20 protein-coding genes are annotated in these 23,098 nt (G+C 47.2%); 1 reads left to right on the top strand and 19 read right to left on the bottom strand.

Going from position 1 to position 23,098, the window contains the following annotated elements:
• Window positions 1-223: 223 nt before the first annotated feature.
• The 13 genes from AN477_RS16405 to AN477_RS16345 form a co-directional block, all read right to left on the bottom strand.
• On the bottom strand, window positions 224-547 hold the full coding sequence (locus tag AN477_RS16405; RefSeq protein WP_054970258.1) for a DUF2958 domain-containing protein: 324 nt from the start codon (window positions 545-547) through the stop codon (window positions 224-226).
• Between the two features lie 426 nt (window positions 548-973).
• The gene (locus AN477_RS16400) at window positions 974-2,158 is read right to left on the bottom strand and encodes an FtsZ/tubulin family protein (RefSeq protein WP_054970257.1); all 1,185 of its coding nucleotides are present in this window, start codon (window positions 2,156-2,158) and stop codon (window positions 974-976) included.
• A gap of 2 nt (window positions 2,159-2,160) precedes the next feature.
• Window positions 2,161-2,478 (bottom strand): helix-turn-helix domain-containing protein, encoded by a 318-nt coding sequence (locus AN477_RS16395; protein WP_054970256.1) that lies wholly within the window; start codon window positions 2,476-2,478, stop codon window positions 2,161-2,163.
• 148 nt (window positions 2,479-2,626) lie between these two features.
• Complete coding sequence (locus AN477_RS16390; protein ID WP_054970255.1) at window positions 2,627-3,589, bottom strand: hypothetical protein; 963 nt, start codon at window positions 3,587-3,589, stop codon at window positions 2,627-2,629.
• Between the two features lie 3 nt (window positions 3,590-3,592).
• Window positions 3,593-6,001: a VirB4 family type IV secretion system protein gene (locus AN477_RS16385; RefSeq protein WP_054970254.1), complete on the bottom strand. Its 2,409-nt coding sequence runs from the start codon at window positions 5,999-6,001 to the stop codon at window positions 3,593-3,595.
• Window positions 5,958-6,293: a hypothetical protein gene (locus AN477_RS16380; protein WP_054970253.1), complete on the bottom strand. Its 336-nt coding sequence runs from the start codon at window positions 6,291-6,293 to the stop codon at window positions 5,958-5,960. Before AN477_RS16380 ends, AN477_RS16385 begins: the two co-directional genes overlap by 44 nt.
• A gap of 19 nt (window positions 6,294-6,312) precedes the next feature.
• Entirely contained in the window at window positions 6,313-7,230 is a 918-nt protein-coding gene (locus AN477_RS16375; RefSeq protein ID WP_054970252.1) for a conjugal transfer protein TrbL family protein, read from the bottom strand.
• A complete protein-coding gene (locus AN477_RS16370; RefSeq protein ID WP_054970251.1) occupies window positions 7,227-9,176 on the bottom strand; it encodes a VirD4-like conjugal transfer protein, CD1115 family in 1,950 nt (649 codons plus the stop codon). Before AN477_RS16370 ends, AN477_RS16375 begins: the two co-directional genes overlap by 4 nt.
• 18 nt (window positions 9,177-9,194) lie before the next feature.
• Window positions 9,195-9,563 (bottom strand): pilin, encoded by a 369-nt coding sequence (locus AN477_RS16365; protein ID WP_054970250.1) that lies wholly within the window; start codon window positions 9,561-9,563, stop codon window positions 9,195-9,197.
• A gap of 46 nt (window positions 9,564-9,609) precedes the next feature.
• Window positions 9,610-11,985, bottom strand: coding sequence for a type IA DNA topoisomerase (locus tag AN477_RS16360; RefSeq protein WP_054970249.1), 2,376 nt, complete (start codon window positions 11,983-11,985; stop codon window positions 9,610-9,612).
• A gap of 141 nt (window positions 11,986-12,126) precedes the next feature.
• Window positions 12,127-12,438, bottom strand: coding sequence for a YodL domain-containing protein (locus AN477_RS16355; protein WP_054970248.1), 312 nt, complete (start codon window positions 12,436-12,438; stop codon window positions 12,127-12,129).
• Between the two features lie 51 nt (window positions 12,439-12,489).
• The gene (locus AN477_RS16350; RefSeq protein ID WP_054970247.1) at window positions 12,490-12,855 is read right to left on the bottom strand and encodes a hypothetical protein; all 366 of its coding nucleotides are present in this window, start codon (window positions 12,853-12,855) and stop codon (window positions 12,490-12,492) included.
• Window positions 12,856-13,120: 265 nt separating this feature from the next.
• Entirely contained in the window at window positions 13,121-13,681 is a 561-nt protein-coding gene (locus tag AN477_RS16345) for a recombinase family protein (protein WP_054970246.1), read from the bottom strand.
• Between the two features lie 1,018 nt (window positions 13,682-14,699).
• On the opposite strand from AN477_RS16345, the gene AN477_RS16340 reads away from it, so the two are divergent.
• The gene (locus tag AN477_RS16340) at window positions 14,700-14,951 is read left to right on the top strand and encodes a hypothetical protein (RefSeq protein ID WP_054970245.1); all 252 of its coding nucleotides are present in this window, start codon (window positions 14,700-14,702) and stop codon (window positions 14,949-14,951) included.
• A gap of 100 nt (window positions 14,952-15,051) precedes the next feature.
• Here AN477_RS16340 and AN477_RS16335 read toward each other — a convergent pair whose 3' ends face one another.
• The 6 genes from AN477_RS16335 to AN477_RS16310 are packed head-to-tail and all read right to left on the bottom strand — an operon-like array spanning window position 15,052 to window position 23,092.
• Window positions 15,052-15,717: a hypothetical protein gene (locus AN477_RS16335; protein WP_054970244.1), complete on the bottom strand. Its 666-nt coding sequence runs from the start codon at window positions 15,715-15,717 to the stop codon at window positions 15,052-15,054.
• Window positions 15,718-15,774: 57 nt separating this feature from the next.
• Entirely contained in the window at window positions 15,775-16,020 is a 246-nt protein-coding gene (locus tag AN477_RS16330; RefSeq protein ID WP_054970243.1) for a hypothetical protein, read from the bottom strand.
• A gap of 12 nt (window positions 16,021-16,032) precedes the next feature.
• Window positions 16,033-16,662 carry a restriction endonuclease gene (locus AN477_RS16325; protein ID WP_054970242.1) on the bottom strand — a complete coding sequence of 210 codons (630 nt, stop codon included), beginning with the start codon at window positions 16,660-16,662 and terminating at the stop codon, window positions 16,033-16,035.
• Complete coding sequence (locus tag AN477_RS16320; RefSeq protein ID WP_054970241.1) at window positions 16,649-17,350, bottom strand: EAL domain-containing protein; 702 nt, start codon at window positions 17,348-17,350, stop codon at window positions 16,649-16,651. The genes AN477_RS16325 and AN477_RS16320 overlap by 14 nt, the downstream gene beginning before the upstream one ends.
• A 19-nt stretch (window positions 17,351-17,369) precedes the next feature.
• Window positions 17,370-17,921 carry a hypothetical protein gene (locus AN477_RS16315; protein WP_054970240.1) on the bottom strand — a complete coding sequence of 184 codons (552 nt, stop codon included), beginning with the start codon at window positions 17,919-17,921 and terminating at the stop codon, window positions 17,370-17,372.
• 14 nt (window positions 17,922-17,935) lie between these two features.
• Window positions 17,936-23,092 (bottom strand): hypothetical protein, encoded by a 5,157-nt coding sequence (locus AN477_RS16310; protein WP_054970239.1) that lies wholly within the window; start codon window positions 23,090-23,092, stop codon window positions 17,936-17,938.
• Between the last annotated feature and the right edge of the window lie 6 nt (window positions 23,093-23,098).

Here is a 23,098-nt window from a genome sequence, read left to right as displayed (position 1 = left end):
TTGGGGGATCATTGCGTTGAGAAAATGGCACAAGTTGAAACGGTGACATTTGCTGTATCGTATCCACTTTCACAAAAAGGTTAGACCGTTTCCATTTGTGTCTTAGCGTAAGAAATTCCACATTTTTCGTTCCACAAATTGTCTTAGCGTGGGTTTTACGTCATTTTGCTGGCGGGACCCCAAATACGAAAAGCCCACCGTGGTGGGCTTGCGGTCATAACGTTCACCTATGTGCAATCTGGTAAAACGGCTTTGCATGAAAGTGTAGGTCTCTCTCCACTCGTGGAATACCCCACCATTGCAGCGCGGTTAATTCGTTTAGTGTGAAGTAACCCCATTCACTAAGAAAGGCATCCCCACCGTGGTCAACGTATCCAAAAAAGAGCACATCTCCATCTGCCTGTGTTTCTGCTTCAGCAACATACCAGGTTAGCCCACTACCGAGAGCAAAAAACTTGGCAGTGATTTGTTTATTCGCTAGGTTTACGTCCTCCGTAGCATAAAGAGCTGGTGTTTGAGCTGCAATTTCCTGTGTCCATAGTTCCATGCTTATCATCCTCCCTTATGTCTCGTGCGCCCCTTGGAGGGTGCCGCCTGAGGCGGAAAAATCATCGGCCTAGAGGCTCAGGTCGAAGGGTATAAGCGCGGTACCGGACGAGCGCAGCGTAGGAGGATAAGGAGCGCGGCCCTTTGAACTGAGAAAGGCCGGTGATAGCCTCAGTAAGGTGGCACCGACTCCTTAAGCAAGAGACATAGAAAACTCCAGTCAAATGACTGGAGTCTCCGGTCGGTATTGGAAGTTGCGCTCATGAAGCTCTACTGCAAGGGGGTCCAGCAAGTTAGGCGGCAAGCACGAGCCCCCTTCGGGATAGTAGCAGAGCTTCATCAAAGCATCTTCTGCTGAGTAGGGAGACGATACTCGAGTAGGTACTTAACTCGAATATCAGTCTCCACGGCCTCGATGAGTGTCCATTTATTTCTTGAGGAAGGGGTTCGAATTTGCCTTCGGTTGCGTAGGTGCATTTTTCCGAAGAAAAGGATTATCCTTGTTCGCAGCCGCCTTTGGTGCCTGAGTTGGCCGAAGCAAAGAAGAAAGCCCACCCAAACCAGCCTGAACAGTTGAGTCGAAACGTTGCACTTCAGCCATTTTGAAAGAATCAAGGAGCTTTGGAAGATCCAGTACCCGAGCAGGAAAACCAAGGCCACCAACAACCGTCATTACCTTATTCTCGTCACCCTCGTAAATTGCCATATAGCGGTCGTAGGAGTTCGGGAACAAACTCATCAACTGATTTTCAATATGTCGTTGAGACTCGGCCTTCAGCAATGCAGTGCGTCCCTTCTCACTCACCGTAAAGCAAGCTCCGTAAACTTTCGATTCCTGCAAGCGGTAACCATCACTCAAAAAGCCCTTCGTCAAACTGGTTTCGATTTGTTTGGCAACACTCGTATAAGCGAGATCCTGCGCCAGAGCCACAGAAGCAACCGCCAAACATCCAGGTACGGAGAGTACCTTACGAAAGTCTTCACGGTCAAAGTTTGCAATACCAGCTTGTCCACTGAGTAAATTGAGTTCATGCAGAGTAGAGGCTACAAATTCGTTGGAAAGGTTACGCCAATCACCAGCACGTTTTTGGTCGGCAAACTCTTTGTAGAATTTGTCGTTATCAAGGATAAGGACACTCCCCAACAACCCATGATCAATGGCATCTTGCATTTTCTGGATGACAGGCAATGCGTTCATGGTCTGTACCGCTCCATCGGACGCACGGGGAACCGTAATAATAAGACCTGGAGGATTTGCAAATAGTCCATCCATGTGTTCAAGGAGCAGTAGGAGCCCTCCAGTACCCGTTCCGCCGCCGAGACCGGCAACCAACCACACCTGATCCGCACCGGTGGTCACACGTTGGACCATCTCGAAAAAATCGGCCGCGTGATTAAGAAAAGCGTCATAGGCAATTTGTGGGGTTCTTCCTGCACCGTTAGTTCCTGTTAAATGGAACTGATTACCCTTTAATACATGCTGGAGACCTGCAAGGTCATTATCAGCGGTATTAACAGCCATTCCGGAATAATGAGTACTATCAAGAGCAAGGAAGGAGTCTACTTGCCGACCGCCGTATTGTCCGAGTCCAACAAAAGCCATTCGCAACATGCTTAGTTACCTCCCTCATGAAGTTGATACATTCGGTAACCTTCTGGAGTGATCCGAACCAATTTGCTTCGTCCGTCACGAACGCCCGTAACCATGTCTACGGCACCAGCACCTTCCAAACGCGCAATCCGATATCTGAAAGACTCAAAGGTCATTGTTAGACCCTCATGAATTTCTCTCATGATCATGCCCTGGAGAGCATCGAAATCAATTGGATTTCCATCTTCATCGTGTGTTAATAAATACACAATTGCCCAGTCTTGATTTGCGAAATTACGAGACAGATATTGTAGTTGCTCATCCGTGAAACGCAGTGTCATACCGTACCTCCTACCTATAATTGATATAAAACTATAATACCACTATATAATACTGTTATCAACTATATGATACAATATAGTACTATTGTATTTTGGGGTGGATTTGAGAACGGGGAATAAAAAAGCCGCTCTCTTGGCGGCTTTAAGATCAATTCAAAGAGGATGGGGTGAGGGGTGTTCCAATGTAAGCCTCGATGTTTGCGAAGATGTCTTCAACGCCGTACGCCCACTGACTGTCCTGTGCGTAAGCTCCCCAAGGGTTGGATGGGTCGTTACACCACTGAATGGCATCCTCACCTGGAGGAGGGGGTGTCGAAAGTTTATGCCGTAATGTATTAGCTGCTATGTTGGCCGAATCAGAAAAGGTTGTGTTGTAATCCGCATAACTGTGAAATACGTCCCACGGGTTGTTGTGGCGTTCTGCGGCATGGTCAATCCATACAGGGTCAAAGCTACACTCCTGTCCCGTAATGGCCAGAAGGAGTACAGGGTTTACATCATATGTCTTTGCGGCAAGTTCGAGGTTTTGCATATCTTGTAAAGTAAACAAGCTTTGGCGTGCATGGACGTAGTTATAGAGTTGTACTGGGTTAACCGCCTTGTACCGAAGCTCCGGAACGGTAACGTCGCCAACCGGCATATTCCCCCCAGAACCGATAAGGTCTTGTTCGATAGATAATGCCATATCATAGTCCTTTGTGGAATACCCGTGCTTATTCATCACATCCAATAAGGAGTACGCGCGAGGTTCGTGATAAGTCACTGTCGCATACCTGATGATCTTACCTGTTTTCGGATTGTGCACAGGTACTTTCCTCTTCTCCGTTATGTAATAGATAAACAAGCGATCCGTGGCGTGGATGCTGGCAGGAGTCACCTTGCTGAAGTTGTTGTGATATTGAATATAGTCATACATATAGACATCTGCCCAATTCAGATAAGAGCGCTTCGTGAGTGGATCGTAACTATCCTGAGCAGCTTCCTTTTGATAAAGCGCCTGCAAATTCGTATTACCGGAAGGGACGAGACCGGCCACCACGGCAAACATTGGAACGAATAGAGCCGCAATGCTTGCCGCAACGATGCCTCCCATAACTTTGAGACTCGGCATGGTCTACGCCTCCACGAGGTAGATTTGCCGGTATAGGTCCGGATTGAACAACTTCATTTCGGCAGGAGTGAGGAATATTTCCATCTGTGCATGTTGTGGACCTACCAAGAGTATTCCGTGTCCCGGTTCGGCCTTATAAAGGATCTTCTGCTCCTTTTCGGACAAGGGTACAAACTCGGAGATTTGTCGAATCTCCTTTTCGTCCATGTTAAGCAAGAGTTTGATTTGGCTGTTGCTCAAAATGGCTTGTCCGGGAGCAACACTAGCACCAGGTTTCGTTCGTAAGAAATCATTGGTGTTCTGTGTGGCCGTGGTCAGATATACTCCGTACTTGCGGCCACGTTTGGACATCGTAAACAGAAATTGGAGCGTGTGTGGATTCTCTGGATCTGAAAGAACATGAGCTTCGTCAACATAGAGATAGTTTTCCATCTTGCGATCTGTCTTGATAAACTCCCAAGTATCATTAAGCAATGGGTCCATGATGGCTGCTTGCACTTGCTTGTTCTCGGAAAACTCATGGATGTCAAACCTCGTGTAAGGATAAGGCACTCCATATTCGTCCACAAAGCCCCAGTTGGTTTGACCGTCGAACATCCTGGCATAAATCCCGTCGCTATGAAAAGCACTAAGTGCAGTGAGAAAAGCATCATTGTTCAGTTTTGTTTTTAAAACCTCTACAAACTCACTCAAGGTAGGGTACTGGTGTGGGCCTTCAGGAGGCAAAGTTTCGGACTCGAAAGTCAGTCCATGGTTACGGTACACATCGATTTCCGCTTGTAGAATGGCAGCCGTGTCGACTTCATTCAGGGCCGGATAGATCCAACGGAAGAAAGGCAGTGTTCGGTCGCATTTGACACGCAAGTACTCGCCTGGTCGGTTCGAGTCTTCGCTATGATCATTGTCGGTATCGATAACCGTACTGCGGATATGAAAGGGATTAATACACGTCTTTCGATTCAAGCCGAAGATGACATGGTTTCCTCGAATTTTTCCACGTTCACGTTCGACATCAAAGTCAATCACCGTTCTTTGGCCACCGGTATTCTGGTCAAGAACGCGGTGAATATCCCCAAACATCCACGTCGACTTACGAGCTCCAGTGGTTCCAAGCACAACACGATGAGGATACTTCGTGCGGGTTTTGTTATCCACAATAATGAGATCATGCGACTGTTCATTGATGCCGTAGACGATACCATCATCTCCAGCAAGCACAGAGCTGTTAAAGGGTTGCATGGACCCAATTGTCTCTGCCGGCATGTTGTACTTCACATGTTTTTCAAGTTCACCCTGATAACAGATAGGCAGGGTGTACAACAGAGGTTGCAAGGCCCAGTATTTAAGCGGCCTAGTCCGCATTTTACGACCGGCTACACGAGTGCGAAGCGTACGCTCATGATGATGTAGGTCTTCCAGAGAGGCACTACGGATAGTAAGCACAATGGTGGCCTCAAACAGAGACTCGTTATCGTTGCCCATGAGATCCAGCAAATGATCGGCGTCCTCTTCTTCGCGCTGAAGCTGTTTGTGTTGCCGTGGGTCCTTTTTCTTGGCATCCTCGGATGTCAAACGGATAGCACGAAGTGACTTATTGATACTGTCCAATACCTTTTCTTTGTCCGTTGGGACAAGTGCAATGGAGACATCAAGGTCAATCGGAAGTTCAAATATAGGGGTCAGCCAAGACGCCTGGTATTGATGCGTTGGAAAGCTCGATATAGTGAGACTCTTAAAATACGTATCGTCCACCATGTAGTAGTTGGGGGAGCTGCGAGTATCAATCACGGACGGCAATATATCAAGGAGCGTCATGCCTCTCTGTGGTGCTTCCAAGAGCGCAGTAGTCGGGTTCAGTTTTTGATAAAGCAGTGCAAGGGATTGCGCCTCGTTCAAACGGGTTAGGAAAATGCTTTGTGAACTAAGCACGTCCTTGAGCATTTTTTCTGTGGTCATGAGTTCTCGAATAGCATGGTCTTGTTTATCAAACTGGCTTTCCACCATGAGATAGAACTTGAGTACTTTTTCACTATGAATCGAGCGTGACTTAATGTATTCAATCATTGACTCTAGACGTTCGAGTTGACCAGGGTCCAAAGCAGCATCAGCAAACGCTTGTAGATAGGTTAAATAGTCCTCCAGATTTAAACGTTCGCTGGAGACGAGAATCTGCATTCTGCCAGGGACGGTATTACAGGCCTCACGAACCGCCTGCACGGTGTTGTCCGCTTCCTCCGAAGTAAGCAATTGCATGTTGATTGGCGTAACAGCAAACTGAGCAACGTATTTCCCGTCTTTGCGGCGAATATATCCTTCTCCGACTTCTGCAATATTGAGACTTGACAGCATTGTATTGGATGCCTTGCGATTATCGGTTGTCTTTGTCTTTTTGGAGAAAAGCAAGGATGGCATTGGGGTCACTCTCCCATCTAAGCAAGCTTTTGTTTTTGCGGTGGTACTGGAGATTGCGTAAAATGCCGACGAGCTTGGGGTCCTGGGCGAATAGATAGGGTATACCGATACAAAGTGCCAAACGTCCAAGACTAAAGAGCAAGCCATTTAGAGTATGTGGTTTCCATAGCAGGAATTGCATGATACCAACCAAGGCGCCAATGGCGATTACCAGCCAACCACGCCAATCCATGCCTCCAAAAGTGAGCCGCGTTTCAACATTCTTAGGAATCCGGTAAACAGGTCTATCCATCCTTGAACAGCCTCCTTTATCATGCGACCGCCTTAAAGGCTGTACTCGCTATTCCCTGTACAGCTCTAAGTCCTGCCCCGCCGTTGGCTCCTAGCAGCAAATTGCGAAGGAAACCAGGTCCGGTTACAGCAAAAATGGCAGCCCCGATGGATAGAACTACATGCGCCTGAGGTGTCAGGGCCGCACCGTTAACCGCTTGGGCAGACGTACCGTTTAAAAAGATGTTGAAAGAGAGAGCGAGTGAAAAGTACTGCACCACTTGCGAAAAGGCAGCGGTAAGCGTTTGACGAAGCCACTGGTCCCAAAGGCCTCCAAACTGTGCCTTGGAAAGTGCAAGGACAGGCCCAATAAGAATAAGTGCAAAAATTTCCATCCATCTCTTACCGGATTGAATGCCGACAATACACACAATCACGAGAAAGGCAGCAATCAAGAGAAACGATGCCCAGAAGTCGAGTTCAGGAAACGCCCTTATCAACATAGAGCCCGCAGCAACACCCGCTGAAGCTCCCGCGTCGAGAACGAGACTGTGTTGCATGTCATACGTCATCGTAGACGGAGACCCGATACTTCCATGAGCAGAAACAAGGTTTTGCACAGTACCCGCAAGTGGCAAAATAATTTCGGTCACAATGTCTGGAGCAACCCAAATGAGCACTCCGGAGATAATCGTGTTCTTCACGTAGGCGAGAGGATTTACGCCAGTATCGGCCAGACTCTCAAATTCGTTAATGAGCCATTCTTTGAGAAAAACAGCTACCAACCAGGCTGAGGCAATGGATTGAATTGCGACGAGCAGTGGCAGAAAACCTGGCAATTGATTAGGGTGATAGGGAGTCACTTCAACAGAGTTGATGACTCCAAAGATGACCTGCATAATCCCGTTTACAATGTCCGCCACCAGTGTTTGAAATCCGTTTACGATCCACTGTGTCATTCGTGTTCCTCCTCCCAGAAAGCCTCTGCATTGGCCACTCCGGTATTGACAGGCACGGCTATAGGTTCATCCAGCTCCTCAAGAGAATCGTCAAGAAGTTCACCAGCGTCTTCGGACAAAAGTTCATGCTCAGTGTTCACCGTCTCCTCCGTTTCCGGATGAAGGGGCAGTTCAGGGACATGAGAGATATTGGTTTCATCAAGACTGTACTGAGGCAATTCATCAAGAGAAGCAGTCGGGCAAATGGATTCCTCCCAATACCGATACTTCACCTTTTTAAGGATGAGCGGATGACGTTTCCGTTGCCACACAAGGACATCTGTAGGACTCAGTCGCATAATCTCAGGAGCTTGCATCAACCGGCGCATGGCATACTGTTGTGTTGTATTTTGTGGCTCTGCCGTGACGGTCCTAGAACCACGTTTACTTTGTGTTTCAATGGTCGTGTCTCCGATCATCTTGCTCATATATTCCGCAGTTTCGAGGTCACCACAACCAAGTACAATTTTGGTATCACACGCCCCAAGCATGGCCTCCGCATATTTTTCACCGTAAACGAGTTTGATTTGAGGCAGACTGTGCCAAATCATCATGGGATAAATACGACGGCTACGCATCGTAGTAAGCTTTGTCAAAAAGCCTGCAATCTTCCCGATGTTACCCATCTCGTCGATGAGGGGGAGGACGGGGATCGGGAGTTTGTGACCATTCTTTCTAGCCCGTTCATACAAGGCGTTAAAGAAGACCGTCCAGAATGCCGTCACAAGTGGAGCGTATGTGTTTTGGCTGTCGCTCATCCACACGTAAACGATAGTAGGCACATCGCCGATGGTATCCAGTTCAAAGTCGCTTGTGCTGGTCTGGGCGCGAACATTAGACAAGGTAAAAAGCTGTAATTTTTCACTTAGCGTACCCGCTATGTTTCCGAGCGTGTTTTCACTTTTAGCCATGGCAAGAATACTCCGCAAAAGGTCCTTCGCCGCACCACCTACACCATGTTTGTTGTACAAATTCAGTAGAGAGTCTGGATCGGTAATCATAGGAATGAGGCGGTACACGTCTGTAAGGGTACCCGCGTCACCGAAGGCCTGTTTCACAAAGCCAATGAGTGATGTAAAGAGTTCTTGTGCTTTGCCTTCCCAGAAGTCTTTCTTGTCACCTTCATTACGTGTGGACTCCAGGTACATAGATGCAATTTCCGCGTATTGCGCTTCGTCGTAAACGTAATTCAAGAGATTCAGTCTTGCACCATAACGAAAATGAATGTAATCAAGTACGACAACTCGATAGTTACGCTCTCGAAGATAACTGGCAGTAAGGTCGTATAACTCTCCCTTAGGGTCTGTAACAACCATAGAGATACCCTGTTGAGCAGCGTGGAAAATGTTCGGTAATATGAACCCTGTCGTCTTGTCGGAACCTGGGGGGCCAAAGACGATGTACTGGTGATTGAGGTCACTCGTCCATGGATGAACATCATAACTTCCGGATCTCGGGTCATCAAAGGCAGCATCGGGTAATGGTGCATAAGCAGTACGACTCCAGTCACCGAGCAAATAACCTTTGTTGTCGCGTTCGTAGAATGTTTTTGCCTCGTCCCTAGTTTGCCAACGACTTGTTCCATACGCAGCGTATCGGTCTCTAACCTCATACTGTCTGCGGGAGTTACGGAAGACCGTATAGGTCTTCCAGTTGTCCCAGATCGCGAAGGCAACAGTTACTCCGACACCCATCCATGTTATAGGGGACTGGTGAGTAAAAGGCCAGAGTAAATACGCTCCATGTAAAGCATGTACTTTAATAAGTAAAAGGGTACGACTGGTCAGATGCCGCAAGTGTTGAATAAACTCGGTAAGCATTCCAGCCGCCGTTGCAGTAAGTCCGTAAATAATGAGGGTCAAAATGGCACTGACGGTGTACCGTACCTTTATTCGTTGTTCGTGCACTCACGGCACCTCCCATCATCACGCACCAGAATAAAAAGTAGTTTTGATATATGTCACGATGACCCAAGCAGAAGCTGCACCGATTAAACCGTAAAGAGACCACTTTAATTGCTTTTTAGCTTGTTTATAATCTTGGTCGTCCTCACTGCTGTGCATTTTGAGAAACTTCATCAACAACACTATCCCGGCGAAAGCGAAGCCGATGCCAAAAGCCCACTGTCCTACAGTAGTGGCCTGAGCTTCAGCATTGGTTACTTGCCCCTGAAGAGTGTTGGCGGCGTAAGCATCAGAGGGAGAGAGCAAGAGCACCAGGAATGAATAAAGCGCAAATTTCCAGCCTTGTGATACAGTCTTAAATTTCTCTGTGATAGATTTGAGTGTGGACATAATGATCCTCCAATCAGGTTATATGAGTACTACTTATGAGAAACGGTCACTGTGCCCCCTTTCCCGCCCGTTCTGTGCGGATACGTTTGGATTCGATATCAAGGACAAGAACAGCATCAAACTTGTGATCTTTATATTGGAGCCCCTTCACTTCAGGCAAGCGCCCGTCCTTTAGGAGCCTGATAAGTTGTTTGTCGGTAAGGTTTTTGCCGTAGACCGAACGCCAGAGCATGAAGTCACATTGATTGCATTTGACGACTTTTGATCCAGATGGAACTATGTGGCCCTTATGACAAACAGGACAAGCACCCAGAGCCAACTCATCTGGCGTTGGAAAAGTGAGAGATAAGCGTCCATCCTGATACGTAATTCTCGCTTGGTAGGTTTGGCCCTTATGTTTCGTACTCTTGAGCGTAAGAATGGCCGTAGAACCGTCTTTTGCTAGGTTCTGTAGGTCTTTTGTGGTAAAGCTGTGCCCTGCGAAGGTTTTCGGCAGGGTATTGCCGCACTGGGTACACTTCAGGAACTTGCCGCGATCTGTGAGTTGGCCGCTGTGACACTTCGGGCAGTCCACATCGAGCGTGGCCGTCTCGAAGGCAGTGGGTTTCAATGTCTTACAGTAGGCCAGATTGGATGCAATCATATCCTGAATACCTTCCATGTACTGAGGGATGGCCGCTGGATTGTCAAACTGATTGAGCAACACTTCCATTTCCGCACGTTTGCGAAAGTCTTTGATGTCGTCGGCCACCAGTTCAATAATGGATTTTCCGAGAGCGGTCGAAACAATATTTTTCTTTTGTTGTTCCAGATATCCTCGGTCGATAAGCATTTGAATGAGCGACGCCCGAGTTGCCGGTGTTCCTAACTGTCCTTTGACCTCCCGAGTCTGCTTTCGAAGGTCTTTGTCTTCAATGAAATTCGATAGATTCTCCATAGCCGCAAGGAGAGTATCATAGGTAAAGCGTGGTGGTGGGTCTACACTCTTCTGCAGTACAGCAAGGGGCTTTGTAAACCCGATGGTTTGTCCTTGTTTTACCTGAAACAGTGCAGGTGTTGTGACATCCTCTGAGTCCTCGGATTCTGGCTCGTCATCAACTTGTCCATCGCGCGTGATAGCTCTCCAGCCAGGTTCAAGTACAGCTCGTCCAGTACCTTCGAAAATAGAATCCTGAACAGTGAGTGTAATTCTCCCTTTCTCGTCCTTACCATCGACGCCAAACGCCTGAAAGAAACGAAGTAACACAAGGTCATACAGTTTCTTTTCACGGTCGGAGGCACCACTTGGCAACGGCTTTAGCGGGAGAATAGCATGGTGATCCGTCAGTTCAGCATTGTTCGTGTTGCGCTTGGTGATGTGTAGCTCCCCGTAGGGGATCGCGTAGTGTGGCCCGAGGACCGCCGCAATCGCCGTAACCTTATCCACCATTGTGTCACCGATAACCTTACTGTCGGTACGTGGATAGGACAGTACCTTCGCCTCGTAAAGTTTTTGTGCCAATTCGAGGGTGTCTGACGGTGAAAACCCATATTTACGGGATGCCACTCGTTGTAGCTCGGTGAGACTAAAGAGCTGCGGTGGAGACACTTTCGTTGGTGTCCGTGTTAGGTTTTGAACGGTTGCAGATGTTGCAGAGCTCAACGCATTTAGTAGTTCGTCTGCACGAGCTGGAGACAGACTGTGCGGCTTTCCTTCGAGGTGTGGTGCTTCAGGCTTGTAACGAGCTGTAAATCCTTTAAAAGAGGCCTGAAGTTCGGCATAGGGAACGGTCTGCCATTCATCGTTGAGACGATCCCTTTCCACCACTAAAGCAAGGGTAGGGGTTTGTACTGTCCCCAGAGTCACTTTCTGAGATACAGCAGAAATGTAACCTACAGTGAGATTCATGCCTACAAACCAGTCGGCCTCTTGCCTAGCATATGCAGCTCGTTTGCGGGGAGCGTAAAAATCCTCGCCACGAAGATTTGCAAGCCCACGGGAAACCACTTCTTCATCTGGATACTCCGACTCCCAAAAGCGAAGCACAGGTTTCGTGCATCCAGCATAGTGGTACACTTCCCAGAAGATGAGTTCTCCTTCGCGCTCTGCGTCACAAGCATTGATAACGGTTTGAATACGTTTGTCTTGCAAGTGTTTTAGAGCGTTTTGCAAGAGACTTTTGGTGCTGGCAGGGACATTGAAAATGCTTCTCTGCGTGAGGTCAGGATACACAGGTAACATGGATAGAGTGTCATGGTTCCATGCAGCCTGAAAACGCTCATCGGACTCCCGGAGCCCCTTGAGCGAGAGAACGTGACCACGCAAGTTGATAATACGGTAGCGGTCATTTTGGTAAGCCGCGATGTCGTTGCTCCAAGGAGCTTTTAAGGCCTTTGCTATGGACTTTGCAACGTCCGGCTTTTCCGCAATAATGAGCTCCATCCGATAGCCTTCTTCCTTCGACAAAATACGATTTTTACTAAGATTTAGTATATGTCTTGGTGGAAACATTATCAAGGTGAAAAGTTAGCATTAGTTATATGAAAAAGACCCTAAGCAGAAAACGCTAAGGGTCTTTTTAGGTCATGTTCGGCAGGTATGGATAGGAGTCCAACCGGAAGAGTCACAGTACCACCAGGTATCTCCAAGATGTACAACGTCCCCAACCGACATCGAGTAACTGCAAAAATCGTCTGGGTGGTCCAGGTTAAAGACATGAAACAGGTAATCTAAAGCGGCATGAGGATGTTCAGTGTCCACATCACTCTGATACGTAACTCCATACACGGAGAGGTCTATATCTTTTGTTCCGAGAATGGCTTGCCTTTCCTCCAAGCTCATGAATCCATATTCGCGTCGGTGTTCTTTACGTACTTGATACAGGGTATAGCGCATTATCCAAACCCTCCTCCAGAAAAGGGGGTAAATACCCCCTTTATCAGAAATTCATTTCGTGTACGTCATGGTGTAAAGATTCCCCTTCACACGCTGATCGGCACCGCCCAAATTTAAACCGATGATTTCAGTTCCTCGGGGACCGTAGTAAGATATATCCACACAACCGTCACTGTTATTGGTATGACGATATGGAATGTTACAGAAAGTTACATAATCTCCATTTGGGAGATGCACACACAAAGTGTGCATATTATTTTCTGTCGTGGAGTCTTCCTCAGGATGAGACAAGTCGAGAAAGGTGTGCGTACAAGTGTTGAAGATAGGGTAACCGTCATTGGTAACAGGCGTATTCGTCTTTTTCTGCTGGTCCTTAAGCAACTTTACTTCTGCATAGGTGAGTTGTTGAATCATCATTAGGTATTCCTCCCTTATGTCTCGTGCGCCCCTTGGGGGTGCCGCCTGAGGCGGAAAAATCATCGGCCTAGAGGCTCAGGTCGAAGGGTATAAGCGCGGTACCGGACGAGCGCAGCGTAGGAGGATAAGGAGCGCGGCCCTTTGAACTGAGAAAGGCCGGTGATAGCCCCAGTAAGGCGGCACCGACTCCTTAAGCACGAGACAAAAAGCCTCAGGGATTTTCCCTGAGGCAACATCTAAATGTGGTTATCTATTAATACTGTAGTTACGATTCTTCTCTAAGATATTGATATACCGTCTCACGGCTTATACCATACTCACGCGCAAGGGATGCCTTAGCTTCTCCTGCCTTAGCACGTTTCCGCAATTCTAACACCTGGTCTTGCCGCAACGATCTCTTACGTCCTTGATATGCACCACGGTTTTTCGCTAACGCAATGCCTTCTCTCTGGCGCTCACGAATCAAAGCACGTTCAAACTCTGCGAAGGCTCCCATCACAGAAAGCATGAGATTTGCCATGGCCGAGTCGTCACCAATGAAGGTCAGATGTTCCTTAATAAACTCCACCTGTACACCGCGTTTAGTCAGGTCGTGAACAATCTTGCGAAGGTCATCCAAGTTACGAGCAAGCCGATCCATACTGTGTACAACTACGGTGTCCCCATCACGTACATATCCGAGTAGTACATCGAGTTGAGGACGGTTCCTATCCTTACCTGACGCTTTGTCTGTAAATATTCGGTCCACCTGGACTTCCTGTAACTGCCGTTCTGCGTTCTGGTCAAAGGTACTCACACGAACATAACCAATGCGCTGACCATTCATAGTGCCTTCTCCATTCACGATGATGTCAGAAATAAGTCTAAGAAGTAACGTTACATGTGTCAATAAATATATAACTAAGCTTTATCCTGACGATTTTAGGGATATATATCTGACGTCAGATTACGGTATAGGCTAAAATGACAGGTTTATCCGTGATGTGTGAGGAATAAGCAACTCGAACTGCATTGATGGCGAAAAATGGAATTCAAAAGAGAAAAGTGAGTAATATATCGGGACTTGCATGATTTGAGGAAGGATAAATAAAGTAGAGGACGCCAAGGAGTGGAAGGTGATAAGATAGACCTATGCACCTGAGTGCACCAGCAATACCCAGTTCGCACAGGTCGCCTCCTTGGTTGTGGGGCCACGCAACTCCCGTTTGGGTCGTGTCGTTGTCACCAGTCGGTGCTACGTCACGAAACAGGGAGGTGAGGTCTGTGAAGCGGCGCTTCAAAGTCACTTTCACTCTGGTTCACTGGATTCCTGTAATTCGGTTCGAATACAGTTCTGAAAAAGACAACAGCCAATCCCCTAAATCTCTTGGCCAAGAGCGGGATTGACTGTTGAAGCACTAAACGGCCCGAACTGGTGAGTTGCAAGGCCCTTAAAAGAGTCCCGTCCAGTTACCGCTGGATGGGGCTTTTTTTAGTGTGCGAATTAACCATACGTTACATGTATATTATACCGTCACGATCTGTGAAGTAAACCTTCGAGCATAAGGGAAGAAAAAATGTGTTGTTGTAAATGCTGTCTGATCTGACCTAAAAATAGTGGAGATATATAACCCTCTGGGAGAAGCAAAAAAGTAACTGCCATGTCTTGTTGTGCTTGGGGAGTCGGTGCCGCCGCCCATAGGCTATCATGGGGTTCCTACGCATGGGGGCTGCTCCTTATCCTCCTGCGCTTCGCTTAGTCCGGTACCGCTTAGTTCGCCCCCACACGCAGATTCCCACCCCATGATTTTTCCGCCTCAGGCGGCACCCATTAGGGACGCACAACAAGAAGGAGGTCACTTAACATGATTGCATTTGATGAAGACGCAGCGATGGAAATTCTAAAGAAATGCGGGGCTGACGGACTTGCGGTTTACGTGGCAATGGAGACCATCGAGGCGAGAGAGGATTTGCCGGTGGATGTGATTGCAGGTATGTGCGGATTTACGAAGGAACGGACATTATCGGCCTGTCAACGAGTGGGGCTGTATCTACTTGGGGTAAAAGTCGAAGACGTGGGCGAACAGTCTAGACTACATCTCCATGGGGTTAGTTAAAACAACAGTATAGACGGGGTGAGTACAACAAGGAGAAGGTTATGGTGCAAAAGTATAACCTTCTCCCTGTGTTGTTTTGGCCCTAGTCAACATCCACATGCTACGGTATGAAAACAGGGTCGTTGTCCCATTCCTCATCCACATGGTATGGAATGAAACCGGGATGGTCGTCCCATATGCGTTTATGTTTATATCTATCAAAAACTTCAATGTCGTACATGACGTTCATGTTGCCTGCAAAAGGATCGTTGTCTGAAAGATATTTCAGAACATAGATGATGGTTTCGATGTTTTTTAAGCGGCTTCTCAATGAGTTAAATTCCTGCAAAAGATTGAAACGCTGTAAAGGGTGTGGATGCGAAGGTTCCATACGTAATGTGGTAATGAGTTGTTCAAAGTCGGGAGTACGTTCCTGAATGTACAACTGGAAATAGGCTAGATAGTACTTAAATAAAAAATCAATAGGATAAGGGTGTTGGAAAATCGCGTGATGATAATCCATGTACTCTTCGGGGGTGTAAAACTCGTCATCACCAACAGTCAAAGAAAAGCCCTTGCGTATATAGCCGGTTTCTATATTGACTAAGGAGGTTTCCGTCTTTTGAAGATAGTCTACTGCCGTTTCGGTGTACGTAAAGTGACTGAATAGCTTTTCTAAATTGGTACCTATTTCACCAGTCCCACTATCCGAATACCTTGTCAAAACCAGAAAGCCGTTGTCAGGGATGGTAAATACGAGTTTGTAAAATTCCTTGATGTAACTCATGTAATCATCTCCCAAGTATGATATCCGTGTACAATACGGCATGATAGCAAAGGGCAATTAGTCATACACCTTGTATATTGACCAAATGCTTCCTTGTTCCTGAAGTTCTAGGCAAGCGTCGGTGTCTGTCAATATTCGATACAGGTGTCTTGTTGGTTCTCCCTCTATCCAGTTACCCGATTCTCTCCAGTCATCAACAATAAGGACAATACAATGTTCATTATTCTTATCGATAAAAGAAACCGGAAATCCTTGCGGATTCGAGTCGGTTACCTGGATGGGTCGATTCACAATACGAGTCATGCAGGTGCCTCCTTAATGATGTAAGTCGTTTTGTGTTTGTGAAGTACGTTTGTTGGATTTATTAGAGTCGTAAGCCTTTTCAAATTCTCTTTCAAGTCGCGGACGTTCCCACACTTCCACGCTGAGTTCTTGCGCAAGTTGGCGAGCCGGTTTCGTTAGCCAACTGTTTGTAATGACAAGTGCACGATGGGTTTGATAGTGGGCCTGAGCTGCGTAAGCTTCTTGAATAGCGCGAACACCAATTTTAGCCTTCCAACGTTTGGCTTGGATCGCATAACTTACTCCCCATGGACTGATACCGATGAGGTCTGCACCGAAATCTCCTGTCCTAGATGTCATACTGAGTTGCCATCCAGTCTTTTTGAGTGTTTGACGTAGAAGCCGTTCAAAGTCTATTCCGGACATTGCATCCATTTGGTTCGGTTTCAAACGTTTGTGTACAGGGCGTGATCCCAACAGAAACGCAATCACAACAAGCAGGACGATAAGGACCGTGACCTCTGTTAATAATTGCAGTGAAAAGGGAAGATGCAACAGATACTTTCCGAACCATAAAAAGCCCGGGATGAGTAGGAGACCTAGCGAGTCTTCTCTAAGTTTTTTGTCACGCTTACGGTAGATACCTCGTTTACGATAGGACATAGTTCGTTGTACCTTCCTTCACAGTCTCCGGCAAAAGAGATTTTGGACGGTCATAATAGAAGCCTTGAGCGAAGCGTACGCCAAGGCGTTGAATGGTAATGGCTTGGTCATCTCGTTCTATCCCTTCGGCAATTAAATGAGTATGAGTTTTGGCCGCAAAGCTCACCAATCCGGAGATCATATCCTGAACAGGTTGTCTAGTCGCAACGTCCCTAGTTAAGCTGTGATCCAGTTTGACGAATTCCGGAGTAAGGGCCGCGAGGCGGTCAAAGTTTGCCCATCCGATCCCGAAGTCATCGATGGCAATACGTAACCCGTTGTTACGAAAAGGTGCAAGATAGTTAGCAACGTCATCGAGTTCAGCATGAAACGGAGCCCCCTCAGTGATTTCCAAAATCACTTTAGAGAGGTCGACATTCTCTGGGAAAAATAGTTTTCTGGCAGAAAGTGTCTGAGGAGAACAGTTAAGAAATATCGGTATATGGGGATTCATGTACTGACTGAGCACGGTTGTATGAATCGCGTTGTCTAGTGCTGGAAGACGTTTGCGACGTTGTGCTTTACGAAGTATTTCTGATGTAGAATGAAGAATACCATTCTCGTTGGCTCGAATTACGGCCTCGTAGCCAACCACAGACTGATTATTGACATCAACAATCGCTTGCACGTACGGAACTAAGGTAAGCATTAGTCGCCTCCGGAAATAATTATTTAGTAGCGCTAAAGAAGGTCATCCATTGTTTAATTTGGCTAGTTTTCAAAACACCTGGCAGTTCGGTCCACCCCTTGGTTTGCCGATGGTACGAATCTGGAGTTGGAATATTGCTGTACGTGTAGTAGGTTTGATGACTTGGGAGTGGGTCGGTTTTGTAGCCTTCATGAAGCCATTCTTTGTGAGCAATCGTTGGTGTAGTGCTTGTCCAGACTACAGCAGGTACGCTCGTCAGACGATTCCATACTTGCTTGTACTGTGTAATCGCATAAGCCTCGGAGGGGGCAATATAAAGGACGTTCGAAGCATGTATGGACAGTGACGTTCCTCCGGCATCAAGGGCGTGGCGTAGCGGTAATTGTGGTCGAGTAACCACGCGCTGATGGTAGCCTGTAAGATGACTGGTAACTCCAGATGGTAGTTGTACTTGAGGGGTACGATATACGGTTTTGTTACTGCTTGAAGTGTTTCCTTCACCCTGGCCGCAAGCAGTGAGCGTTAGTACCACAAGTCCGGCAAGCATTACCATGATTGTTTTTGCGTACATCGGCATATCCTCCCTTAATAGACCTGCGTGTTCTTCCAGAAATCAGTCCAGTTCCCATTGACGGTAAAAGTTGCTGTAGCGGTACTTGTCTGCGCATCTTGACTCTTTACCCAGAAAGTAGCCGTGTACGTACCTGGGTTGAGGTACTGAAACCACGGTTCCCATGATGGGTCCGTGTTACCAACCAGGACTCCGTTACTATTGAGAGTTAGGTTTACTGTGAAATATGATGGTGCACCAACAGGTGCGTAGTTACTGTAATTAAGCCCACTGACCGTGACTTGCGCGGAAGCAATGGTTTGTAGTGAAGGAGTAACGTTAAAGACCAACTCTTCGCCTGCCCAGAATTCTGATAAAGACCGTGGTGTACCTGGATGGACGTTGTTATAGGCCTGAAGGTTTTCTAACCAGTGCGGTGTGTGCGTAACAAGTGCATCACTTAACGTTAGTGGTTGTTGGTTCCACGTCACCGAGACTGGGGATGTTTGTGCATACACACTCCCTGAGGATGGGTCTATCAATTCAGCCGAAAAGTTATCCGTTCCTGGTGTTGACCGTGTTGTCGTAGCGGTGAATGTCGTGGCTCCAGCACTACTTTCGCCTACCATTTGATTCGTTGTGGTGTTCCATATCTGTATTACAGACGTTCCTGGGGCACCTAAAGGCGCACTGGCGGATAGTGTTGTATTCGCGTCCACCAAAAGCGAAGTCGGGCTAGCTTGTAAATCTAATCCGTACTGATACCAAGTAACGGACACAGATTGTGATTGTAAGTCAACGGTTTGAGCTGTTGTTTGCACGCTATAGGACGCTTGTTGCGTAACAACGGTTCCTAGTTCACCAAGCACATATTCCGTGAAATTATACGTGCCTACTGCACCGGAAAACCAGCCCGCCGGCAATTGCGTGACATACCCAGTGGTTGTCCATTGCCACGAGTTTGCAGTAGTTAGCAATGTTTGTCCGTTCGCCGTAACGACTAGATGGGCTGCTGCACCATTTGGGGATGGATTTCCAAACCCATTATTATTGTTGGCCTCGATGATCACTTGATGCTCACCCTTGGAGAGGGTAATAGATGTACCTGTCGTGTTCGGTATATTTCCACCCACGTACCCCGCCGCATCACCTACCTGCATCAATGGCTTTCCATCGATATAGACTTGTCCGTAATCGTCAACCCAAAAATTACTGAAGTCCACGGTTTCCGTTTGCGGCAACGTGAATGTACCTTGGAATAATGCTGTTCCGTTCGGTGGGCTACTCGCTGCCGTTGTCCAAATGGCTGAAGTATTCTCCCCAGACGATTGAGCCTGGCTCGGAAACAAACTTTGCGGCACGTATGACGGCATATTGCTGAACGTCCAGAAAGGGAAATAATCGACGGCATTGGTTGCACTGGCACTCCCAGAAGCATAGGCAACCTGGGCATTCGCTAAGTTCCCGAGTTCTCGAAATGACGAACCATTATAGAGCCACACTCCATTGGAACCGGAAAAGACAATGCCACCAAGTTGGCTATCTAGAATGGCACTGGTCATGCCACCAGGAGATCCACTTATGGGAGAAGTACTCTCACTCGTGGTGTTAACAGTGTAGATACCAGTACCGTTCATGAGATACATCACACCAGTTGATGAATCATAAAAGACATGTGCGCTTGTATCGTTATTTGGTAGTGAAATGGCCCCTCGTTGGAAAGTGCTTAAATTAATGAAACTTAAAGTCTGATAGTTCGTATCTACAGATACAAGAATTTGGTGCACTGAGTCTACAGCGACGGAGTTGGAGTTCGGATAATAGGTCCACCCACTATCATTCGCCACATTTTGATCAACATTGATAGTGTTGAGCGTAGTGGGGTTCCATCCAATAATGCCGCCTGTACCATTATTATTATTGGCTACCCAGTAAAGCGTGCCATTGGACGTGTCAACAGTGATAGGACCTGTAGGGTAAAAATTGGTTCTTCCATAAGGTGGATACGTGCCACTCGTCTGGACCGTACCATTGGAAGCTATACTGTAGAGCGAACCAGTGCCTCCAGATGCTTGCACAACTACATATGCAGTGTTGTTAGCAGGGTCGAGTACACCGGATTGGGGAAACTCATAATAGCCAAACCCCTCGGCCTGCGTTTCTCCCAAGCTCGTTTGGTTCCAAGTTCCCTGCGCAAGATTGAGCCCAAACATATAATGTGAATTCCAGATTTGGTAGGTTTGATTATTAAAGGTGGACCATATGATGTCACTGTACAAAGTCTGATTGGCAGGATTGTACACAAGAGGTGCGCCTATTCCCGAAGGATCTATCTGATAGCCACCGCCAGTCGGACCACCAGTACCTGAACTGGGTGTGGGTTCCGTCACCCATGTATTATTGGTTGGATTGTAGTATTCAATATTCGAACTACCCGCGACCTGGCCAAACAAACCACTTGTGGGTACTGTTGCAGGAACGGTTAATGCAGGAATTCCCGGATTAGAGGGTTGTACGACTTGGGCGACATATGTGTCTGTTTGTGGCGTATTTTTAGTATCTATATAAGTTAAGGTGGACTCACCTGGTTTACCAGTGACAAGCACTGCACCGTTCGTTTGATTGAGAATGTCTAAGACGTATCCGCTTGGAATGTCGACAGAGGAAGCAGTGAGTAAGGTTCCTTGGCCGACAGGTAAGCGGAGGGGAGTAGCCGAAAGTTGGACAGTGTACCATGTAACACTAACAGTATTGGATGACATAAATGACCCGCTAGAAGCAGTGTTTGAACTGATGTACGCAACAAACGTATCCGTCTCTGGACTCGGTTGATTTACAGTAACACTGTAAGGGGTGGATTGGGTATAGCCAACTTCTTGACCTGTACTCTGGTCATAAATAGTTAGATAGTATCCGGATGGTACATTTTGTCCGGATACCGTCAGAGTAGTAGATTGTCCTGCTGGTAACTCTGTTGGATTGGCCGAAAGAGACAATTGGCTCCACTGAACAGACACAGTATTAGATGAATTGCCAACCTGCTCATATCCGTCAGACAAGTACGCTACGAATGTATCTGTCTCAGGATTAAAACTGTTGTACTGAGTACTGTACGGCGCAGAAGTGGACGTAGCTACGGTTGCGCCTGTAGTTTCATCTACGATATAGAGCGTATAGCCGCTAGGAATAGATTGACTCGTAGAAACGCTGAGTGTCGTAGGAGACTGTACAGGCAAATGAGTAGGACTTGCAGACAAGGTAATGGTACCAGTCCATGAATCAACCCAACTCACAGTAACGGTTGCACTACTTATCACAGTGCCACTCGGATTTATAATGCTGGCTGTATAGGTTTCACTAATGGTTTGCCCCGAAGTGGGATTCTCAGTCTCCCCATAGCTTTCTGCATAGCTGGTTTGACCTGTTGTGTGCCACGGATTCGCAGCGTTCCCGATGCCCGTAACGGAAACAGTATCACCAGCCCCCATTTGTCCAGAAACAATATAAGTAACACTGTCTGTTTGTCCTGGGCGCAAAGGGGAGTTTGGTGTCGCTTTTAAGATTATCGAAGGCGGGATACTTTTCCATGTTACTGCAACCGAAGGCGACGAAGCCACAACTTGACCTGAGCTATTTTGAATGGTTGCAGAGTAGTACACAGTGACACTGTTACCATCACTGGGTGTCTGTACTTGTATATAACTGTTGCCCTGTAAGGTCGATGTTGTTTCAAACGGTTGAGACGTTCCGACACCTACTAGATGAACTGTGTCTCCTGGCTGCATGTTAGAAGTCGTATAAGATACAGTGGAGGCTTGGCCACTCTGTACTAGCGTTGGGTTCGCAGTTACTTTGATCGATTCAACCGGTGCAGTGGCCCAAGTTACAGAAACAGGAGAGGAGGTCGCGTCAACTTGCCCTGTTGCTTGATTGATGAGCTCGGCTTCGTAGGCGACAGTCTGTGCAGTAGAGCTAGTGGCTGTCGTCGTAAGTGATGTTTCACCTGTTTTTAGGTCCGCATATGTATTACTTCCTGAGAGCGTTCCCGCCCCCGATTCGTCAATGATCTTGATATAATCTCCGGACGGCACAGAATATCCCTTGGCACTTAGTGAGGAAGCTTGTCCGCTCGTCAAACTTGTGGGTGAAGCTGTCAAGGTCACACCAGGTCCAGGTTTTGTAGTGGTGACGGTAAAGGTAGTTGTTGCATCGGTCGAAGAAATACGGTCAACCGCGTCACCAACCCAAAAACTAGCGGTATATGTGCCTGGCTGTAAGTTAGCACTGTTGTACGTTAATACGTCATCAAACACGCCACTTCCACCGGTCATGGATTGCATACTCGATATATTGGATGTGCCACTGCCTACAGCCCAATAGGATTGCCCCGTTGCCTGATTTGTGATCTCAAGAGCATCGTAATGATGACCACTGGCACCACCTGAGAGCTGCGAGAACAAATACACGTCAGATGAAGCGCTGAACTGAATGGGGTCCCCTTGGGTAATCGTAGATGAACCTGTATTTGGGTCCGTCTCTGTAAGACCTGTTGCAGCAGGTGGATTTGACGTCTCGATAGGATAGGTATAACTGTACTCTGGGTATGTTTGGCCCGTTTGTGGATCTGTGTAAGTACCAATAGGTCCAGTAATCTGTTTGTTGCCAACAAAGATAGCGCCACTTTGACTCACAATGGTGGCAAATGGTACGTAATTGTAATTCGTGTGATTATATTCATCCTGAGTTTGTATCTGTTGATTATGTGTTTGAAGATAGTTTTGGACGTAGGACCAATTACCGCCGAAGCGCTGGACCCAAGCCTGTGCATTACCGCTATTTTCGGTAGATGGATCGGAAACGAGCAGATAGCCATTGTTTGCGTTGGCACCCTGCATATCTGCAAGCATAATGCCCCAGTTTCCTTTTCCGTCACTCACATAAGCTTGCTCTAGCCCAACTTGTAAGTTTTGGCCAGCAAGGGCAGGGTAGGGGCCATACCCCGTGGAAGATACTTTGATCGTATCTCCACCCATGAGCGTATAGGTATTCACGTTTTGGACGACATATCCATATGCAGAAAGGTCGTTGTTGACTGTGTAGGCGTACGCGTTGTTATTGGCTAACGCTAAGCTGCCAATAAAAACCGCAACGGAACTTAACCCTATCGCCGTAACTTTGTACCTGCGCCTCATGAGAAT

This window comes from Paenalicyclobacillus ferrooxydans (genome assembly GCF_001399675.1).
Lineage (GTDB): Bacteria > Bacillota > Bacilli > Alicyclobacillales > Alicyclobacillaceae > Alicyclobacillus_B > Alicyclobacillus_B ferrooxydans.
The sequence above is the reverse complement of the archived record's forward strand: the minus strand, read 5'-3'. Positions and strand labels throughout refer to the sequence as shown.